Annotated in this window: 17 protein-coding genes and 1 tRNA gene; 7 read left to right on the top strand and 11 right to left on the bottom strand. The window is 72.4% G+C overall.

Annotation, left to right across the window (positions count from 1 at the left end; all coding sequences use genetic code 11):
- Window positions 1–24 precede the first annotated feature (24 nt).
- Genes pknB through ASD18_RS02410 form a run of 7 tightly spaced genes read right to left on the bottom strand, consistent with a single transcriptional unit; the run spans window position 25 to window position 8,732 of the window.
- Window positions 25–2,025: a Stk1 family PASTA domain-containing Ser/Thr kinase gene (gene pknB, locus ASD18_RS02440; protein WP_056086174.1), complete on the bottom strand. Its 2,001-nt coding sequence runs from the start codon at window positions 2,023–2,025 to the stop codon at window positions 25–27.
- Complete coding sequence (locus ASD18_RS02435; protein ID WP_056086171.1) at window positions 2,025–3,278, bottom strand: serine/threonine-protein kinase; 1,254 nt, start codon at window positions 3,276–3,278, stop codon at window positions 2,025–2,027. Before ASD18_RS02435 ends, pknB begins: the two co-directional genes overlap by 1 nt.
- Window positions 3,275–4,726: a penicillin-binding protein 2 gene (locus ASD18_RS02430; RefSeq protein ID WP_056086168.1), complete on the bottom strand. Its 1,452-nt coding sequence runs from the start codon at window positions 4,724–4,726 to the stop codon at window positions 3,275–3,277. The genes ASD18_RS02435 and ASD18_RS02430 overlap by 4 nt, the downstream gene beginning before the upstream one ends.
- Entirely contained in the window at window positions 4,723–6,159 is a 1,437-nt protein-coding gene (locus ASD18_RS02425; RefSeq protein ID WP_056086166.1) for an FtsW/RodA/SpoVE family cell cycle protein, read from the bottom strand. The genes ASD18_RS02430 and ASD18_RS02425 overlap by 4 nt, the downstream gene beginning before the upstream one ends.
- 10 nt (window positions 6,160–6,169) lie before the next feature.
- Window positions 6,170–7,486 carry a PP2C family serine/threonine-protein phosphatase gene (locus ASD18_RS02420; protein ID WP_056086163.1) on the bottom strand — a complete coding sequence of 439 codons (1,317 nt, stop codon included), beginning with the start codon at window positions 7,484–7,486 and terminating at the stop codon, window positions 6,170–6,172.
- A 4-nt stretch (window positions 7,487–7,490) separates the two neighbouring features.
- Window positions 7,491–8,012 carry an FHA domain-containing protein gene (locus tag ASD18_RS02415; RefSeq protein ID WP_056086161.1) on the bottom strand — a complete coding sequence of 174 codons (522 nt, stop codon included), beginning with the start codon at window positions 8,010–8,012 and terminating at the stop codon, window positions 7,491–7,493.
- A 9-nt stretch (window positions 8,013–8,021) separates the two neighbouring features.
- Window positions 8,022–8,732, bottom strand: coding sequence for a DUF3662 and FHA domain-containing protein (locus tag ASD18_RS02410; RefSeq protein WP_056086159.1), 711 nt, complete (start codon window positions 8,730–8,732; stop codon window positions 8,022–8,024).
- Window positions 8,733–8,914: 182 nt separating this feature from the next.
- On the opposite strand from ASD18_RS02410, the gene ASD18_RS02405 reads away from it, so the two are divergent.
- A tRNA-Leu gene (locus tag ASD18_RS02405) sits at window positions 8,915–8,997 on the top strand.
- Window positions 8,998–9,130: 133 nt separating this feature from the next.
- Entirely contained in the window at window positions 9,131–10,222 is a 1,092-nt protein-coding gene (locus tag ASD18_RS21160; RefSeq protein WP_162251721.1) for a thermonuclease family protein, read from the top strand.
- A 15-nt stretch (window positions 10,223–10,237) separates the two neighbouring features.
- Here the strand turns inward: ASD18_RS21160 and ASD18_RS02395 are convergent, their stop codons facing one another.
- From ASD18_RS02395 to ASD18_RS02380, 4 genes are read right to left on the bottom strand one after another with little or no spacing between them, the layout of a single operon-like run.
- Window positions 10,238–11,860 carry an NAD(P)-binding protein gene (locus ASD18_RS02395; RefSeq protein ID WP_056086153.1) on the bottom strand — a complete coding sequence of 541 codons (1,623 nt, stop codon included), beginning with the start codon at window positions 11,858–11,860 and terminating at the stop codon, window positions 10,238–10,240.
- Complete coding sequence (locus tag ASD18_RS02390; protein ID WP_056086150.1) at window positions 11,860–12,858, bottom strand: thiamine pyrophosphate-dependent enzyme; 999 nt, start codon at window positions 12,856–12,858, stop codon at window positions 11,860–11,862. The genes ASD18_RS02395 and ASD18_RS02390 overlap by 1 nt, the downstream gene beginning before the upstream one ends.
- Complete coding sequence (locus ASD18_RS02385; protein WP_056086147.1) at window positions 12,855–14,060, bottom strand: pyruvate ferredoxin oxidoreductase; 1,206 nt, start codon at window positions 14,058–14,060, stop codon at window positions 12,855–12,857. The genes ASD18_RS02390 and ASD18_RS02385 overlap by 4 nt, the downstream gene beginning before the upstream one ends.
- Complete coding sequence (locus tag ASD18_RS02380; RefSeq protein ID WP_056091399.1) at window positions 14,044–14,625, bottom strand: 2-oxoacid:acceptor oxidoreductase family protein; 582 nt, start codon at window positions 14,623–14,625, stop codon at window positions 14,044–14,046. Before ASD18_RS02380 ends, ASD18_RS02385 begins: the two co-directional genes overlap by 17 nt.
- Before the next feature lie 171 nt (window positions 14,626–14,796).
- On the opposite strand from ASD18_RS02380, the gene ASD18_RS02375 reads away from it, so the two are divergent.
- The 5 genes from ASD18_RS02375 (at window position 14,797) to ASD18_RS02360 (ending at window position 19,590) form a co-directional block, all read left to right on the top strand.
- Window positions 14,797–15,678: a trypsin-like serine protease gene (locus tag ASD18_RS02375; protein ID WP_162251720.1), complete on the top strand. Its 882-nt coding sequence runs from the start codon at window positions 14,797–14,799 to the stop codon at window positions 15,676–15,678.
- A gap of 224 nt (window positions 15,679–15,902) precedes the next feature.
- Window positions 15,903–16,055 carry a hypothetical protein gene (locus ASD18_RS20940; RefSeq protein ID WP_156387857.1) on the top strand — a complete coding sequence of 51 codons (153 nt, stop codon included), beginning with the start codon at window positions 15,903–15,905 and terminating at the stop codon, window positions 16,053–16,055.
- Between the two features lie 132 nt (window positions 16,056–16,187).
- Window positions 16,188–17,756, top strand: coding sequence for a polysaccharide lyase family 1 protein (locus ASD18_RS02370; protein WP_056086143.1), 1,569 nt, complete (start codon window positions 16,188–16,190; stop codon window positions 17,754–17,756).
- A gap of 81 nt (window positions 17,757–17,837) precedes the next feature.
- Window positions 17,838–18,959, top strand: a complete 1,122-nt coding sequence (locus ASD18_RS02365) for an FAD-dependent monooxygenase (protein WP_056091396.1) — start codon at window positions 17,838–17,840, stop codon at window positions 18,957–18,959.
- Between the two features lie 64 nt (window positions 18,960–19,023).
- Entirely contained in the window at window positions 19,024–19,590 is a 567-nt protein-coding gene (locus tag ASD18_RS02360) for a hypothetical protein (RefSeq protein WP_156387856.1), read from the top strand.
- Window positions 19,591–19,642: the final 52 nt, after the last annotated feature.

The following is a 19,642-nucleotide window of genomic DNA, read 5'->3' as shown; positions in this document are numbered from 1 at the left end:
ACCGGGACGGCCCCTTCGTCGTACCTATGGCTTCGGAGGCGAGTTCGAAGGGGCCGGGTCGTTGCCGGGTCCCGACGCCACGTGGATGTCGATCTGCTGGTCCAGCGGGACCTCGTCGCCGGCGGTGGGATCGGTCCGGATCACCGTGCCTGCGGGCGACTCGGACTGCTCGTCGATGCGGTTGAAGCTCGACAGCCCGAGCCCCTGCAGCTGCGCCACGACCTGCTCGTACGTCTTTCCGACGAGGTCGTTCGGGATCGTCGCCGTGGTGGGCGCCGTGGCGATCTGCAGGTTGATGACCCGGCCCTGCTTGACCGGTGTGTTGGGCGGGACGTCCTGCGAGACGACGGTGTCGGGCGCCTGCGTGGCGGACTCGACCGGCGACGTGTTCACCTGCAGCTTGGCGTCGTTGAGGATCTGCGTCGCCTCGGCCTTCGTCTTGCCCGTCACGTCGGGTACCAGGACGTTGCCGGTGGACACGAAGAGCGTGACGGTGGACCCGGCGCTCACCGACGTGCCCGACGCGGGGTCGGTCTTGGTGACCTGGCCCTGCGGGAACGCGGGGTTGTCGTCGTCCTGCCGGTTGGCGGACACGACGAGGCCGAGACCCGTGAGGATGTCGGTCGCCTCCTGCTCGGTGCGGCCCGACACGTCGGGGACGGCGAGGCTGGCAGGCCCGGTGGAGATGAAGACGGTGATCGCGTCCTCGGCCGTGACCTCGGCGCCTTCCTCAGGATTCGTCCTGATCGCGTGCTCGGCCTCGACGGTGTCGGAGGCTTCCTCCGCCCGGACGAAGATCAGGTTGGCGTCCGTGATCGCCTCCTCGGCCGCTGCCGCGGTCATCCCGACCACGGACGGCACGGTGATCGGCTCCGGGGCGTTGCTCTTGTTCGCGTTGGCGATGAGCAGCGCGACGATGCCGGCGACGGCCAGGACGGCGATCCCGATGAGCAGCGGGAGCAGCCACGGTCGCTTGTTCCCCTCGTCCTCCTCGGGCGGGCCGGCCGTAGCGACCGCGGCACCGGTGGACGCCCACGGCGAGGTGGCCGGCGGCATGGCCTGTGTCGTGGCGACGGGCGGGGCCATGACCTGCGTGGCCTCCGTGGCGGGGGTCGCGATCAGTGCCGCGGCGGCGAGCGCCCCGACGGCCGGCGCGCCCACGGCACCGCCGCGGACGGCGGCCTCGAGGTCGGAGCGGAACTCGGCGGCGCTCGAGTAGCGGGCGTCGCGCTCCTTGGCCAGCGCCTTGAGCGTGATGCGGTCCAGCGTGTCCGGCACGTCCGACGCGAACGTCGAGGGCACCGGTGCGGCCTCGCGCACGTGCTGGTAGGCCACGGCGACCGGGGAGTCGCCGATGAACGGCGGGCGGCCGGTGAGCAGCTCGAACAGCAGGCAGCCGGTGGAGTACAGGTCGGAGCGGGCGTCGACGGTCTCGCCGCGCGCCTGCTCGGGCGACAGGTACTGCGCGGTGCCGATGACGGCCTGCGTCTGGGTCATCGTCGCGGCGGAGTCGGCCATGGCGCGCGCGATGCCGAAGTCCATCACCTTGACCGCGCCCGTGGGGGTGAGCATCACGTTCGCGGGCTTGATGTCCCGGTGCACGATGCCGGCGTGGTGCGAGTACTCCAGCGCGGACAGCACGCCGGCCGTGATCTCCACGGCCTCCTCGATGGGCACCGCGTGGCCGTCACGCAGGATGTCGCGGACCGTGTGCCCCTCGACGTACTCCATGACGATGAACGGCACGTGCGCCACGACGCCGGTGGGCTCGGTGAACACGTCCTCGCCGGTGTCGTAGACCGACACGATGGCGGGGTGGTTCAGCGCGGCCGCGGACTGGGCCTCGCGGCGGAACCGGTTCTGGAACGAGGGGTCGCGTGCCAGGTCGGAGCGCAGGATCTTGATGGCCACGGTGCGACCGAGCCGGGTGTCGTGCCCGATGTGCACCTCGGCCATGCCACCTCGGCCGATGAGCTCGCCGACCTCGTACCGTCCGGCGAGGATGCGGGATCCGTCGTCCACCACTAGGCGTCCTTTGCTTCCGTCGATGCCGGGCCCGCTGCGTGCGCGCCGGACCCGTTCTCCGTGATCATCCCATCGAGGGCGTCGCCACGAGGGTAATGGTCGACCGATGCCGACGGCTTGGTCTGGTCGCCAGGAGGCCCGTCCGCGTTGGTGAACCGTGTCGCGAGCGCAGCCCCGAGGAGGCCGATGAGCAGCAGGACCAGCGCGAGCAGGGGCCAGGACAGCCGACCCGTCCGGCCCAGGCGCACCCCGGTGGTCGTCGACGCGCGCCGGGCGGCAGCCCGTCCGATGGGCTCGTCGGCCCGGCGGGTCCGGCGCGGCGGGTAGGAGGGCGGGGGTGCCTCCGCAGGGGTGCCCCCCGACGCCACGGCGGTCGCGAACGTGTCCGGGGTGCGCTGGTGCTTGCTGACCAGCACGGGGATGCCCGACGGCGGCGTGCGCGGCACCATCTTGTCCAGCAGCTGCGCGAGCTCCTCACCCGAGGCGGGCCGCGCGCTGGGCTCCTTGGACAGCAGCCGGATGACCAGCGCGGCGAGCTGCTTGTCGACGCCGGAGGGCAGCGGCGGGACCGGGTTGTTCACGTGCGCCACGGCGATGTCGACCGCCGTCGGCCCGGTGAAGGGCCGGTGCCCGACGAGCGCCTCGTACGCGATGATCCCCAGCGAGTACAGGTCGGACAGCGGCGTCGCGGGCTTGCCGACGGCCTGCTCCGGCGAGAGGTACTGCGCGGTCCCCATGACCATGCCGGTCGCGGTCATGTTCACCTGGTTGCGCGCCAGCGAGACCCCGAAGTCGGTGATCTTCACGCGGCCGCCACGGCCCAGCAGGATGTTGCCGGGCTTGACGTCCCGGTGCACGACCCCGGCGAGGTGCGCGGCGTGCAGCGCGCGGGAGGTCTGCGCGAGGATCGGCAGCAGGCGACGGGTGGGCAGCACGGGCTCGCGCTCGAGCAGGTCGGACAGCGGCTCGCCGACGACGAGCTCCATGACGAGGAACCCAGAGCCCTCCTGCTCGCCGTAGTCGAACAGCTGCGCGATGTTCGGGTGCGACAGGGACGCCGAGTTGCGCGCCTCGGTGCGGAACCGCTCCAGGAACCCGCGGTCGCCGGCGAACTCCGAGCGCAGCACCTTGACGGCGACCGGGCGGGCGAGGGCGTCGTCGTACCCCTCCCACACCTCACCCATGCCACCGACGGCGATCTGCCGGACCAGCCGGTACCGCTCGCCGAGCAGGACTCCCGCTGCTGTCTTCACGAGGCCAGCACCGCCTCGATGACGGCCTTCGCGATGGGTGCCGCGATCCGTCCGCCGGTGGCCTCGTTGCCGGCGCTGCCGCCGTGCTCGACGATCACCGCGACCGCGACGCGCGGCGCGTCGGCCGGCGCGAACGCCGTGAACCAGGCGTGCGGCGCCTGCCCGTCGGCGGTCTGCGCGGTCCCCGTCTTGCCGGCCACCTGCACGCCCGGGATCTGCGCGGCGGCGCCCGACCCGCTGTCGACGACGCCGACCATCATGTCCCGCAGCGACGCGGCCGTGCCGGGCGAGACCGCGGTGGAGTACAGGGTGGGCTCTGTCTCGTCGACCAGGTGCAGGTCGGCGGACCGGACCGTCTGCACGAGGTACGGCGTCATCAGGCGGCCGCCGTTGGCGATCGCCGCGGAGACCATCGCCATCTGCATCGGCGTCGCCTGCACGTCCCGCTGCCCGATGGCCGACTGCGCCGTGACCGGCAGATCCATGTCCGCGGGGAACACGCTCTCGGCCACCAGCATGGGGATGGTGAGGTCGGGGTCGTTGAACCCGAACCGCTCCGCCTGCGTGAGCAGCGCGTCGGAGCCCACGTCGAGGCCGAGCTGGCCGAACGCGGTGTTGCAGGAGACGCGCAGGGCGTCCGCCAGCGTGATCGGGTCCGCACCGCAGCCGCCGCCGCCGAAGTTGCCGATGGTCGCGGTGGTCTGGGGCAGCGTGAGCTGCTGGGGTGCGGGCAGCACGCTCCCCGGCGTGAAGGCGCCGCTCTCGAGCGCGGCAGCCGCGGTGACCAGCTTGAACGTGGAGCCGGGCGGGTACCGCTCCTGCGTCGCGTTGCTGCGCAGCGGGTTGCCGTCGGCGGCGTCCAGCGCCTGGTACGCGGCGCTCGCGGCCGTGATGTCGTGCGAGGCGAGCACGTTCGGGTCGAAGCCGGGGGTCGAGACCAGCGCGAGGATCTTGCCGGTCGACGGCTCGAGCGCGACGACGGCTCCCTGCTGGCCGGCCAGCCCCTCGAACGCGGCCTGCTGCGCAGCGGGGTTGAGGGTCGTCTCGACGGCCGCACCCTCGGGCTGGCTGCCGGTGAGCAGGTCACGGATGCGCGAGAAGAACAGGCGGTCCCCCCGGCCGGTCAGCTCGTCGTTGGCGGCGCGCTCGAGCTGGGTGCGGCCGTTCACCACGGAGTAGAAGCCGGTCGCGGCGGAGTACAGCTCACCGTTGGTGTACGAGCGCTGGTACCCGTAGGAGTCCTCCACGGGCGCGGACAGCGCGATCGCCTCGCCGGCCACCACGATCGGTCCGCGCGCGTTGCCGAACTCGCGGTAGAGCGTGCGGACGTTGCGGCTGTCGTTGTTGAGCCGCTCGGCCTGGAAGTACTGCACCCAGGTGGCGCTGGCCATGAGCGCGACGAACATGACGAGGACGACCGTCGCGAGGCGGCGCAGGGGAGTGTTCACCGCACCCCCCGCATGATCTCGGTCGGCTGATCATCCTCATTGCTGCCGCCGACGACCGGAGTACCCGCGACCGGCGTGAGCGACGGCTTCATGGACGGCGCCGGCCGCCGGGCCTCGTCGGAGATCCGCAGCAGCAGGGCGACGATCACCCAGTTGGCCACCAGGGACGAGCCGCCGTAGGCGATGAACGGGGTGGTCAGGCCGGTCAGCGGGATGATCCGCGTGACGCCGCCGACCACGACGAACGTCTGCAGCGCGACGATGAACGCGAGACCCCCCGCGAGCAGCTTGCCGAACCCGTCCCGCACCCCGATCGCGGTGCGCATGCCGCGCTCGGCGAGGATCGCGTAGAAGAGCAGGACGGCCAGCAGCCCGGTGAGCCCGAGCTCCTCGCCGAGCGACGCGACGATGAAGTCGGACTCCGCGAACGGCACGAGGTCGGGGCGCCCCTGGCCCCACCCGGTGCCGAACAGCCCGCCGCTGGCCATGCCGAACAGGCCGCGCACCAGCTGCCCGGACCCGCCCGGGCTCTGGTCGAACACCGCGGGGTCGAACGCGTGCAGCCAGGCGTCGAACCGCGCACCGACGTGCGAGAACGCGCTCGCGGCCAGGACGGCCCCGACGACGAACAGCAGGAGGCCGATGACCACCCAGCTGAGCCGTTCCGTGGCGAGGTAGAGCATCGCGACGAACAGGCCGAAGAACAGGAGCGAGGTGCCGAGGTCACGCTCGAGCACGAGGACGGCGACGGACGCGCCCCAGACGATGAGGATCGGTCCGAGGTCCCGCGGTCGCGGCAGCTGCAGGCCCAGCACCTTGGGCCCGGCGAGCGCCAACGTGTCGCGATGGGTGACCAGGTACCCCGCGAAGAAGATGGCGAACGCGATCTTGGCGAACTCCGCCGGCTGGAAGCCGACCCCTCCGACGCGCACCCAGATGCGGGCACCGTTGATCAGCACGCCCAGGCCGGGGATCAGAGGCAGCATGACGAGCACGAGACCGGCGAGCATCGCGGTGTACGTGTACCGCCGCAGGGTCCGGTGGTCGCGCAGCAGGATGATCACCGCGGCGGCGAGCACCACGGAGATGGCCGTCCACACCAGCTGGCGCTGCGCGAATGTGTCCTCGCGGCCCCGCGCGGTGTACGCGAAGTCGATCCGGTAGATCATCGCGAGCCCGATGCCGTTGAGCGCCACCGTGATCGGCAGGATCACCGGGTCCGCGAACGGCGCGCGCCACCGGAGGACCAGGTGGATGCCGATCGCCAGCGCGGCCATGCCGACCCCGTAGCCGATGACGTCCGGCGGGACCTTGTCGGTGGTGCCGATGCCGACGAGCGCGTACGAGGCGACGCCGATGGCGAGCGCGAGCAGCAGGAGGCCGAGCTCGACACCCCGGCCGGCCCGCACTCGGTGCGGCTGGACCGTAGCCATCACGCGCGGCTCACGGTGCGGCCGTCGTGGTGACGGAGACGGACGGGGACGGGGACGAGGACGGCGACGGCCTCGGCGGCGCCGTGTCCTCCTCGAGCATGGCGACGAGGTCGCGCGCGTCGTCGAGGGACTCGGCGTGGATGGTCTGCTCGACGCGGGCGCGCAGGTACCCGGACGCGAGGTCCTCCAGCGAGGTACCGGTCCGCTCCACCACGGAGGACAGCGGGACGGGCCCGAGGTCCTGCGGGATCCCGCGGAAGATCACGACCTCCTGGCCGTCGACGCCCACGTAGTACTGCGTCTGCGTCCAGCCGTAGGCGATCGCGGCACCCCCGAGGACGACCACGGCGACGACCACCCACGCGACGACCGAGCGCCAGCGCCGCGGGGGCGTCGGCTGCTCGTCGTCGTCGTCCTCGTCCGCCGTGGGCGGCTCGGCTGCCTTCTCCTGGGAGTCCTCCTCCACCGGCGCAGCCCGCGTGAGGCCGGCTGCGCGGGCGGCCGGACCGTCGGCGGCGGCCGTCGGCGCGTTGCGGCTCAGCGCGGCCGCGCCCACCACCGTGGCGTTCGTCGTCGGACCCGCACCGTCCGCGACGGCGTCCAGCTCGATGACGTCCGCCAGGACCACGGTGATGTTGTCGCCGCCGCCCGCGCGCAGCGCCAGCTGGACCAGCCGGTCCGCGCACGCGTCGACGTCGTCGATCGTGGCCATCGTCTCCTCGATGGTCTCCGCGCTCACGAAGCCGGACAGGCCGTCGGAGCACAGGAGCCAGCGGTCGCCCGGGCGGGCCTCGCGGACGGACAGGTCGGGCGTGACCTCGGGGTCGAAGTCGCCCAGCACGCGCATGACGACGGAGCGCTGCGGGTGGTGCTCGGCCTCCTCCGGCGTGATCCGGCCGATGTCCACGAGGTGCTGCACGAACGTGTGGTCGGTGGTGACCTGCGTGAGGACGCCGTCGCGCATGAGGTAGCCGCGCGAGTCGCCGAGGTGCACCATCGCGAGCTTGTTGCCGGCGCGCAGGATGGCCAGCACGGTCGTCCCCATGCCGCCGAGGTCCGGGTCGGCGTCGCTGCGGGCGATGATCTCGTCGCGGGCGTTGGCCAGCGCCGTCTCCAGCTCGTCCAGGGCGTCGTCGGGACCGTGCGACTCCCCGTCGAGCGGCGCGAACGCGGCGACGGCCACCGACGAGGCGACGTCGCCCCCGGCGTGCCCCCCCATGCCGTCGGCGACCATGAGCAGGTGCGGACCGGCGTAGGCCGAGTCCTGGTTGTTGGAGCGCACGAGTCCGACGTCGGACCGCGCCGCATACCTGAGTGCGACGGTCACCGGGTTACCTCTGCAGCTCGAGAACGCTCTGGCCCACGCGCACGGGTGTACCCGTCGGGACGGGGGTCGGAGCCTCGACGCGCTGGTCCGCCACGAATGTCCCGTTCGTCGATCCGAGGTCCTCGACGAACCACTGGCCACCCTGCGGGAAGATCCGTGCGTGCCGCGACGACGAGTAGTCGTCGTCCAGGACGAGCGTGCAGCTGGGCGCCCGGCCGATGAGCACCGCCGACGTCCCCAGCGGGACGATCGTGCCGCGCAGCGGACCCTCGGTGACCACCAGCCGCGACGGGCCGGCGCCGCTGCGGGTCGAGCGGGGGGTGCGCGTCGGCGCGGTCTCCGGCCTGGCCGGCTCGGTGGCGACGGCGGCCGCACCGGCTGCCGCGACGGGAGCCTTGCGCCGACGACGGTCGGTGATGCGCGTGCCGTACAGGTCGCGGCGCAGCACCCCGATGGCGAAGAGCACGAGCACCCAGAGCAGGGCCAGGTAACCCAGCCGCAGCAGGGTGATCGTCAGTTCACTCATGCGCCGGCGTCACTCGTCCGGGTCCGGCTCGCCGCCGGTCCAGAACAGGATCCGGGTGCGGCCGATGGTCAGTGTGTTGCCGTCCAGCAGCGTCGCGGCCGGAACCTGGTGGCCCTCGACGAACAGTCCGTTGGTGGAGCCCATGTCCGTCGCGACCACCCCGTCGGACGTCACCCGGATCTCGAGGTGGCGACGGGAGACGCCCGGGTCGTCGACGATGATGTCCGCCTCGGAGCCGCGCCCGATGACGGTGACCGGCCCGGTGAGGATGTAGCGCTGCCCGTCGATGTCCACCAGCGGGTGGCGCGCGCTCGGCGCCGACGTCGCCGAGGCCGGGGCGACCGCACCGCGCACCGTCGCGCTGTGCACACGGAACCGCGCGGCCTCGAGCTCGCTGTCCTCGCTGAACGACACGGTCACCGGGCCGACGAACGCGTACCGCTGGCTCGCGGCGTAGTCGGTGACGTTGTTGGCGAACTCGTCCGCCAACGCCTCCGCACCCCACGACTCCACCTGGTCGTAGTCGGCAGTCGCGAGCTCGATCGTGAACTCGTTGGGCACGACCGTCCGGTCACGACCCACGACGGCGGCCCGGTCGTCCACCTCGCGACGCAGCGCGCTGGAGAGGTCGAGCGGCTTGAGCTCGCTCTTGAAGGCCTTGGCGATGGCGTTGTTGACGACGCGCTCGACGCCGTTCTCGAACCTGTCGAGGATGCCCATTGCCACCTCCCCCGTCCCTCGTGCGCCTCTGCGTGCAGGTACAGCACCCGCAATCCGCCTTGATCGTATCCGTGACCCACCGGTACGGGGCCGGATGCCGGGTGATGTGCGCGCGGCGAGCCCCCGGGAGCCTCCCGGGCTGGTCTGGCGACCCCCGTGATCGTGCTAATGTTCTGCGGCGCGCGCGAGTGGCGGAACGGCAGACGCGCTGGCTTCAGGTGCCAGTGTCCGAAAGGGCGTGGGGGTTCAAATCCCCCCTCGCGCACACATCCCCCGGGATCTCCCGGGGCCGAACGAGCCGGGAACCTCAGGGTTCCCGGCTCGTTCCGCGTCCAGCCAGATGTCCGTGTCGTCCCACTCCTGCCCGGTGTGTGGTCACCGTCGTAGGAGTGCTCGTCGTGAAGTTCCTTGCTGCCCTCGTCCTGTCCTGTGCGCTGGTTCTCGCCGGAGCCGTACCCGCGACGGCCTCCGAGCGCTCACGCGGCGGCGAGACGGTCGACCGTACGGTCCGCGTCGTCCGTGTGGTGGACGGCGACACCATCGTCGTGAGGGACGCCGACGGTGTGTACCGCGTCCGCCTGCTCAACATCGACACCCCCGAGACGGTCGATCCCCGGAGCGGGGTCGAGTGCCTGGGTCCCGAGGCGTCCGCCTTCCTGCACGACCGGCTCCCGGCGGGGACGTCCGTGCAGCTGGAGCACGACAGGATTAAGCACGACCGGTACGGCCGGGAGCTGGCGGCTGTGTACGTCGGCAGCGCACTGGTGAATGCCGAGATCGCTCGCGCAGGACTCGCGGACGCCCTCGTCATCGGAGGGAACGACGCGTTCTACGGGCGCGTGCTCGCGGCGCAGAAGGAGGCCCGGACGGCGGCGCGCGGCCTCTATGACGAGTCGACGCCGTGCACCGTGCCCGCTCAGGTCGCAGCCGTCGAGCAGTCCGCAGCGACCCTCCTTGCCCAGCCGCCGGCCGCGGGCGCGGGGGTCGAGTCGTTCGACGCGTACGCCGGTCAGCTCGCCGCGGCGACCACTGCCGCCGCGGCCGTGACCGCCGTGCTGGCCACCGACCTGCGCGACCGTCACCTTCTCGGTCTGAACGCCGGTCGGGTCCGGACGCTGAGCACCCGGGTAGCCGCGGTGCAGACCTCCCTGGACGTGCGAGCCGGCGAGACGGTGACCGGGCGGGCGTCGGAGGTTGCCCGGATCGCCGCGGAGCAGGCGGCGGCCGCGCAGGCCGAGGCCGAGCGCGTGGCGGCGGCGGCTCAGGCCGAGGCGGCGCGCGCCGCGAAGGCTGCCGCGCGCAAGCGGACGCCTGCCGCCCCGGCTCCCGCACCTGCTGCTCCTGCCGCTCCCGCGCCGGCAGCTCCAGCGGCGCCGGCGGTCGACAACTACACCGGGTGCCGCGCGTACGGGTCGGGCGGCACCTCCGTCGACAAGAAGGGCCAGCGCTACACGAAGATCGACTGCGTCACCAAGGCCCCGCTGGGCTGACGCTCCGGCGCTCGCCTACCGCGGCTCGGGGACCATGAGGATCGAGCCGGACGGGCACTCGGCGACGCAGATCCCGCAGCCCTTGCAGTAGTCGTAGTCGATCTCGAACCGCATGCCGGGGCCGAGCTTGATCACCGCGTTGTCAGGGCAGACGCCGTAGCAGTTGTCGCACTCGAAGCAGTTGCCGCAGGACATGCAGCGGCGGGCCTCGTAGGCGGCCGTCTCGGCGTCGAGCCCCTGGACGACCTCCTCGAACCCGGAGGTGCGTCGGGCGGCCTCGAGGCGTGGTCGGACCGCGTGCGGGGCGTCGGCGTAGTACCAGGTGTTGAGCGACGCGTACTCGGCGATCGGTGCCTCGGTCGGCTCCGCCACGGGGCTCTGGCGCAGCCACGCGTCGATCGCGCGGGCCGCGCGCGCCCCGTGCCCGACGCCGACGGTCACCGTCCGCTGGGCGGGCACCACGTCGCCGCCGGCGAAGATGCCGGGGTGGCCGGTCATGAAGGACGAGTCCACCTGGACCGACCCGTCGCTGAGCGCGACGTCCGGCACGTCGTCGACGAGCGTCAGGTCGCTCTCCTGGCCGAGCGCGAGGACGAGGGAGTCGGCCTCGAGGTCCTCGAACTCACCGGTCGGTTGCGGGAAGCCGCTCTCGTCGAGCTCCATCCGCTCGACGCGCAGGTGCCCGGCGTCCGCGTGCGCGACCGTGGACAACCACTTCACGACGACGCCCTCCTCCAGCGCCTCCGCCATCTCCGAGTCGTGCGCGGGCATCCGGTCGCGGGTGCGGCGGTAGACGATGACCGCGTCGGTCGCACCGAGGCGCTTCGCGGTCCGCGCGGCGTCGACCGCGGTGTTCCCGCCGCCGTAGACCACCACCCGACGGCCGAGCAGGGGCGGCTCGCCCTGCGCGACGTCGTGCAGCATCGAGACGGCGTCGACGATCCGCGCGGCCTCGCCGGCCGGCACGTACGCGCGCTTGCCGAGCTGCGCGCCGACCGCGAGGAACACGGCGTCGAACCCCTCCGCCATGGCGGCCAGCACGTCGTCCACCCGCCGGCCCAGCTCGAGCGTGATGCCCAGGTCGATGATGCGGGCGACCTCCGCGTCGAGGACGTTGCGCGGCAGCCGGTACGCGGGGATGCCGTAGCGCATCATCCCGCCGGGCTTCGGCGAGGAGTCGCGGACGGTGACGTCGTGGCCCAGCCGGCGCAGCTGGTACGCCGCCGACAGGCCCGTGGGGCCGGCGCCGACGACGAGCACGTGATACCCGGTCGTCGTCGCAGGTGCGGGAAGCGTCCACCCCTGCTCGATGGCGTGGTCGCCGAGGAACCGTTCGACGGCGTTGATGCCCACCGCCTCGTCGAGGAAGGTGCGGTTGCAGGCCGTCTCGCACGGGTGGTAGCAGACGCGTCCCATGATCGCGGGGAACGGGTTGGACTCCACGAGCGTGCGCCAGGCCTGCTCGTACGAGCCGTCCTCGGCGGCGTACAGCCACTTCTGGGGGTCCTCCATGGCGGGGCACGCGTGCGCGCATGGCGGCGTGAGGTCCACGTAGACCGGTCGCTCCTGGCGCCAGGCACCCGTGTGGTTGGCCAGGCTGGAGCCGACGTCGAGCGTGATGGCGAACGGCTTGGTCATCAGTGCACCTCCTCCAGCAACCCGTACCGGGCGATGTTCCGGTCCGCGATGGCCTGCAGGCGGTCGATCACGTCGTCGCGCCGGACCGGCGAGAACAGGTGCGCGTAGCGGCCCTGCAGCGCGAGGTACTCCTCGACGGGGACGCGGTGCCGGATCGGGCGCACCGACGTGACCTCGCCGCGCTCGGCCTCGAAGACCGGGAAGTAGCCGCTCTCGGTGGCCAGGCGCGCGATCCGCACGGTGTCCTTGGCCGCCGACGCCCAGCCGAGCGGGCACGGGACCAGCACGTGCAGGTAGCGGGCGCCGTGCATCCCCATGGCCTTCTCCACCTTCGCCTCGAGGTCGCGCAGGTCCGCGACGGTGGCCGTCGCGACGTACGGGATCTCGTGGGCCATCGCGATGCGCGGCACGTCCTTGCCCTGGCCGAAGACGTTGCCGGGGTGCTCGCCGACGGCCTGCGTGGTCATGGTGCGAGCGGCGGGAGGCGTCGCGCCCGAGCGCTGCACGCCGGTGTTCATGTAGCCACCGTTGTCGTAGCAGACGGCGAGCACGTCGTCGTTGCGCTCGAACATCCCTGACAGGCACGCGAAGCCGATGTCCACCGTCGCCCCGTCACCGCCCTGCGCGACGACGCGCACGTCCGGCTTGCCGGTGGCACGCAGCCCGGCCGCGACGCCGGTGGCGACCGCGGGTGCGTTGCCGAACAGGGAGTGCAGCCACGCCACGCGCCAGGACGTCTCCGGGAACGGCGTCGAGAAGACCTCGAGGCACCCCGTCGCGTTGACGGTGACCATCCGGCCGCCCGACGCGCGCATGGCCGCGTCGAGCACGTACCGGGCGCCGAGCGCCTCGCCGCAGCCCTGGCAGGCGCGGTGACCGGAGGTCAGCGAGTTGGCGCGGCCCTGCTCGGACTGCGCGCTGCGCAGCTCCGGGTCGAGCAGCCGGTTGCCGACCGCGAAGCTGCCGACCTGGTAGAACTTCACCGGCGTGGCGCTCATGACCGCACCTCCCTCAGGCTCGGGTGGAGCCGGGCGAGCTCGCGGTCGACGACCGCGGTGTCGAGGTCGAGGAACGTGAGCTCGGGGAGCTCGTCGCGGACCGCGCGGCCGAGCAGCTCGCGCAGCGACGTCGTCGTGACGGGCCGGCCGCCCAGCCCCGCGATCACCGTGCGCTGGCCGATCCCGGTCCCGGCGAGTGCGAGACGGACGTCGCCGGAGACGATCCCGCCCGCACCGACGGCGAGCGCCCGCTCGATCACGACGACGCGCCGCACCCCCGCCAGCGCGTCCGCCAGCGCCGCGTACGGGAACGGCCGGAACGACGTGACCCCGAGCAGCCCGACGCTGACTCCCTCGTCGCGCTCGGCGTCGACCACGTCCTGGAGGGTCCCGAACACCGATCCGAGCGCGACGACGACGGTCTCGGCGCCCTGGGTCCGGTAAGGCCGCAGCAGACCGCCCGAGTCCCTGCCGAACCGAGCCGCGAAGTCGGCGGCGACACGGGGGATGACCTCGAGCGCCTCGAGCTGGCGCAGGTGCGCGAGGTAGCGCACCTCGGTGAACGCGTCCGGGCCGACCATCGACCCGATCGACACCGGCTCGTCTGGATCGAGGATCTGGCGGGGCTCGAACGGCGGCAGGAACGCGTCGACGCCCGCCGCGTCGAGCACGTCGATCCCCTCCGTGGCATGCGTCAGGACGAACCCGTCCATGCACACCATGACCGGGACGGACAGCTCCTCGGCGATGGCGAACGCCTGCGGGTGCAGGTCCGCGGCCTCCTGGTTGCTCGACGCGTACAGCTGGATCCAGCCGGAGTCGCGCTGGGACATGGAGTCGCCGTGGTCGTTCCAGATGTTGATGGGCGCCCCGATGGCCCGGTTGGCCACCGTCATCACGATCGGCATCCCCATGCCGGACGCGTTGTACACGGCCTCGACCATGTACAGCAGGCCCTGGCTGGAGGTCGCCGTGTAGGACCGCGCTCCGACGGCGCTGGCGCCGATCGCCCCGGACATCGCGGCGAACTCCGACTCGACGTTCACGTACTCGCAGCCCGTCAGCTCGCCGGCCTTCACCAGCCGGCTGAGCTCCTCGACGATGTGCGTCTGCGGCGAGATCGGGTAGGCGCAGATGACCTGGGGCCGGCACGCGGCGACGGCGGCCGCGACGGCCTTCGAGCCCTCAACCTGCCGGAGCATGAGCGGCCTCCTCGACGACGAGCCGGTAGGCGGCCTCGGCGGCCGCGGCGTTGGACCGGGCGAGCGGTCCGGGGAAGCGCTCCTCGAGGGCGGCGACGACCCCGTCGAGGGTGATCACCCCCGTCAGCGCCGCGAACGCGCCGAGCAGAGGGACGTTCGGCACAGGCCGGCCGACGTGCTCCATCGCCAGCTCCGACGCGGGCACCGTCACGACGTGGCCGGGTGGCAGGGCCGCCACCGCCGACCCGAGCCCGAGCTCGGCGGGCGTCCGCACGGTGTTGAGCAGCACGTAGCCGTCTGGCACCATCCCGGCGAGCACGTCGACCCGTCCCAGCAGCGACACGTCCTGGATGATCAACGCGTCCGGCGCGGCGACCGGGTCGTGCGAGCGGATCGGCTCGTCCGCGATGCGGCAGAAGGACACGACGGGGGCGCCGGTGCGCTCGGAGCCGAAGCTGGGGAACGCCTGCGCGTGACGGCCGGCGCGGAACGCGGCCACCGAGAGGAGCTCGGCGGCCGTGACCACGCCCTGCCCGCCCCGTCCGTGGATGCGCACCTGGAACATGCCGGTCACCGGCCCTTCGCCTTGCTTCAGGGAACGCCTCCAGGACCTGCTCGCAAGAGGGCCGAACGTCCCGTCTCGCGCGTCCCATTCGTCCGGGATGCCCCCGAGACGCGCCCGGCCTAGCCTGCGCTGAGGCGGCCACCCAGACCGCCCCTCACCATGGGAGGCAACGTGCGCAAGACCCTCCTCGCGCTCACCGCGCTGGTCGGCCTGCTCCTCGCGTCGGCGACACCCGCTGCCGCGATCACAGGCAACTACGTCAAGGACGTCGAGCACCCCTACGTGGGCCTGCTCACCACCTTCGACGCCGACGGTGTGTTCGCGGGCCGCTGTTCGGGTTCGCTGCTCACCCCGACCGTGTTCCTCACGGCCGGCCACTGCACCGAGGACGTCGCGACCGCGGTCGTCTACTTCCAGCAGGACGCGGGCGTGAACTACGACCCCGCGACGGGGCTCGACCCGATCACGGGCTACCCCGAGTTCTGCGCCGGTGACACCCTCGGTGTCGTCTGCGCGACGTCCGACGAGACCTACAACTGGGGCTTCGACGACTTCGCCGGCTTCCCGGACACCAAGGACGTCGGGTTGGTGATCCTCGACCAGCCGATCGAGCTGGCGGAGTACGGGTCGCTGGCCGCGGTCGGGTCGCTCGACAGCCTTGCGACGGCGCAGGGCACCAAGAACGTGACCTTCACGGCGAGCGGGTACGGGTTGTCCTACAGCAGCCCGGTCGCGGTCGAGTCGTTCCGCGAGCGGCTGATGGCGTCCGCTCGCCTGACGAACCTGACCAGCAACAACACCGGTGGGTTCAACATCCAGACCACGGGGAACGGCAAGGGCAAGGGCGGCACCTGCTCGGGTGACTCCGGCGGCCCGGTGTTCTACGGCGGCTACACGTCGAACACGATCGTGGCCGTGACCTCGTTCGGTCTGAACTCGTACTGCCGCGGCACCGACTTCGGCTACCGCGTCGACACCCAGGCGGCGCAGGACTGGATCCGGTCCGTCATCGGCGACGAGGAGTTCGCGCAGATCGACATCGTCGCGATCTGAGCGGGTCGTCGGCCCTCCCCCGGGAACCTTCGTGGTCCCGAGGGAGGGCCGCGCCGTCGCGTTCTGGGACCTTGTACCCCCACGGCTGCGAGATCACCCGCTGGCAGCGCGGACGACCGGGTGATCCGCGGTCCTGGCGCGCTGATCGGCGCTCGCGCAGGAGGAGAGTGGAACCGGCCACAAGCCGCTCTACCTGCCATGAGTGCTCAACGAGGAGACCCTTCATGCACCCGGACCTTGCCATCGCCATGTACCGCCACGAGGAGCACCAGCTCGAGGTCCGCCTCGAGCAGCGCCGGTCGCACCTCGAGAAGGCAGGCCCGGGTCTCCCTCGTCGGCTGCGGCCGCACCGGCACCCGCTGCGCGCGCGGCGGTAGCCCCGACCCAGCCGCGGGGTCGTCCTGGGCTAAACGCTTAGGCGGGGTTGTGATCGTGGAAAACGCTCTCCTACTGTCGTGAAACCGGTCTCTCGCAGCCCGGGGAAGCTCCCACGACGAAGTGAGGCAACGATGAGACGACCACTCGCACCCCGGCTCCTGGCAGCGGGGACCACGGTGGCGCTGGCGACCGCGATCGGCGTGACGGCCCTGACGGTCTCGGCTGCGCAGGCGGCGACGGGCCCGGCGACCGGCTTCGCGTCCGTCAACAGCGGCACCACCGGAGGTGCGGGCGGGCAGACGGTCACCGCGACCACCGGCACCGCGATCCACACGGCCCTGTGCAACCGCGCGAGCAGCAGCACGCCGATCACGATCCAGGTGCAGGGCACCATCAACCACGCCAACACGGCCAAGGTGTCCGGCGACAGCTGCAGCACCGCGGCCGGCGTGATCGAGCTCAAGCAGATCAGCAACGTGACGATCGTCGGCGTGGGCAGCGGCGCCGTCTTCGACCAGCTGGGCATCCACATCCGCGAGTCCAGCAACATCATCATCCAGAACGTCACCATCAAGAACGTGAAGAAGTCGGGCTCGCCCACGTCCAACGGCGGCGACGCGATCGGCATGGAGAGCGGCGTCCGCAACGTGTGGGTGGACCACGCCACGCTGGAGGCCTCGGGCGGGGAGTCGGAGGGCTACGACGGCCTCTTCGACATGAAGGACAACACCCAGTACGTGACCTTGTCCTACAGCATCCTGCGCAACTCGGGCCGCGGCGGGCTCATCGGCTCGAGCGAGAGCGACCGGTCGAACGGCTTCGTGACGTTCCACCACAACCTGTACGAGAACCTGGACTCGCGCACCCCGCTGCTGCGTGGAGGCATCGCGCACATCTACAACAACTCGTACTCGAAGCTCAACGAGTCGGGCATCAACTCGCGTGCCGGCGCCAAGGCGAAGGTGGAGAACAACTACTTCAAGGACTCCAAGGACGTCCTCGGCACCTTCTACACCAGCGAGGCCGGGACGTGGCAGGTGGCCGGGAACGTCTTCGACAACGTGACATGGTCCGCCCGCAGCGGCGACAACCAGCCGGCCGGCCCGAACCCGACGTCCACGACGACGGTCGGCATCCCGTACTCGTACACGCTGGACGGCGCGAGCTGCGTGCCGGCGATCGTCAAGGCGACCGCCGGGGCGGGCACGGGCCTGAAGGTCTCGAACGGCTCGTGCACCCCCACGACGCCGACCCCCACCCCGACGACGCCGACCCCGACGCCGACGACCACGACCCCCGTCCCGACGCCCACCCCGACGTCGACGGCGCCCACCGGCACCAACCTCAGCATCGGCGCGGGCGCGGACGGCTCGAGCAAGGCGAGCGGGACCAGCTACGGCAACGTGATCGACGGGTCCACGAGCACCTACTGGTCGCCCAACGGCTCGACGGGGAGCATCTCCGTCAAGTGGGGATCAGCGAAGTCGGTGTCGACGATCACCATCCGTGAGGCGTCCGGGGCCACCGGCCGGATCGGCACCTGGCGCGTGCTCAACGGTGACACGGGCGCGGTGCTGAAGACCGGCAGCGGCGCGGGTGTCATCAGCTTCACGACGACGTCGCTGAAGAAGGTCACGTTCGAGATCACCGGGTCGTCGTCGACGCCTCGGGTGGCCGAGTTCGAGACGTACGCCACGTAGTCCCCTCAGCGCGGCCCCCGGTCCACGGACCGGGGGCCGCGACTGTGTCCCATCGGCCCTCCGACCCGGCATCCTGTGCTCATGCAGGTCACGGTCGTCGGCGCAGGGATCGGTGGGCTCGCGGTCGCGGTGGGACTTCACCGCCGAGGGCACGACGTCACGGTGCTGGAGCGCAGCCCCGACCTGACGGCGCCCGGCGCCGGGATCTCCCTGTTCGCCAACGGGCTCGCCGCGCTGGGAGTTCTCGGCCTGGCCGACGAGGTCCGCGCGGTCGCCGCGGCGTACGACTCGACCCTGCGGACCGGCCAGCGGCAGCCGTCGGGGCGGTGGCTGGTCGAGGTCCCCGCGAGCTCCACGCAGGACCTCGCGGTGGTGCACCGGCAGGACCTGCAGCGCGTGCTGCTGCGCGCGCTGCCCGCGGGCACGGTGCGCACGGGCGTGACGGTCACCGGCGTCGAGCACGCGCGCGGGGTCGTCGTCGACTCCTCGGGCGGCCGCACGGCCGGGGACCTCGTCGTCGGCGCCGACGGTCTGCGCAGCGCGGTCCGGGGGACGTTCGCCCGCGGAGCGTCGCCCCGGTACGCCGGCTACACCGCGTGGCGGGGGGTCACCGAGGGTGCCGTCGACCTGCTCGGCGGCGCGGGCGAGACGTGGGGCCGTGGCGAGCGCTTCGGGTACGTGCCGCTCCGGGACGGCCGCGTGTACTGGTTCGGCGTCGCGAGCGCCCCCGCGGGCACCCGGTTCGCCGACGAGGGCGCGGAGGTCCGTCGGCGCTTCGACGACTGGCACGACCCCATCCCTGCGCTCGTCGCCGGCACCGACCCCGACGCGGTCCTGCGGCACGACATCCACGACCTCAACCGGCGGCTGCCGTCGTTCGTGCAGGGGCGGGTGGCCCTGCTCGGGGACGCCGCGCACGCGATGACGCCGGACGTGGGGCAGGGCGGCGGGCAGGCGCTCGAGGACGCCGCGACGCTCGCCGTCCTGTGCGACGGCGACCTGCGCGCGGCGCTGCGGGAGTACGACCGGCTGCGGCGTCCGCGGACGCAGGCGATCGCGCGCCGGGCGCGGATGGTCGGGCGCGTGGCCAAGCTGGGCTGGGGGCCCGCCGCCGCGGCACGGGACCTGCTCCTGCGGGCGATGCCCGACTCCGCCTCGGCCCGGGCGGCCGCAGCCGTGCAGCGGTGGGACCCGCCGGCCTGACCGATCCGGCCCTCCCCGGCGAGCCCACCACCGAGTGTCAGTGGTCGGCTGCACCCTGGTGGACATGATCACTCTGTCCTGCTCCTGCGGCTCCGCCGGCTCCACCCGCCGCCACCCCCTGCGCGGGATGTCGGCCGACGAGCGTGCGGCGCTCATCCGGGACGCGTTCTCGGTCAGCGGCGGCTTCCTCGCGCTCGAGGTCGACGCCTCCTGGCACCCGGGGGCCGACGAGCCGAGCGAGGGGTGCGTCGTGCTCGCGGACCTCGACTCGCTCGACGCCTCGGCAGGCCTCGACGCCGCCGGCGCGAAGGCGATCCGCGACCTGCTCGAGATCGGTCACGTGCGCGGCCAGGCCCTCCCCGCGCCGGTCGAGGTCGGGTCGGTGCGCTTCCGTGTGGCACCTGCCGACGAGTTCGGTCCGGCGATGGCGTACATGGTGACCGACGGCACGGAGACACTCCTCGACGCCACGGTGCCGGTCCCGCACGAGGACCTGCTCGCCGACCTCGTGGACCTGCACCGCGACCTGGGCGCCGACGCCCTGGTGCACGTGGACGCGCTCGCAGCCCGTACGGGACTCGCCGCGGCGATCCGCCGCGTGCGGACGGAGCGTGGCGCCGCCGTCGCCTGATCGGGCGGACGGCTGAACGGTCCGGGCGGCGGTCAACCGGGCGCGCCTGACG

The sequence above is a fragment of the Cellulomonas sp. Root137 genome (genome assembly GCF_001426725.1).
Classification (GTDB): Bacteria; Actinomycetota; Actinomycetes; order Actinomycetales; family Cellulomonadaceae; genus Cellulomonas.
Note: the sequence above shows the minus strand (reverse complement) of the source record. Positions and strands in the feature narration are given on the sequence as shown.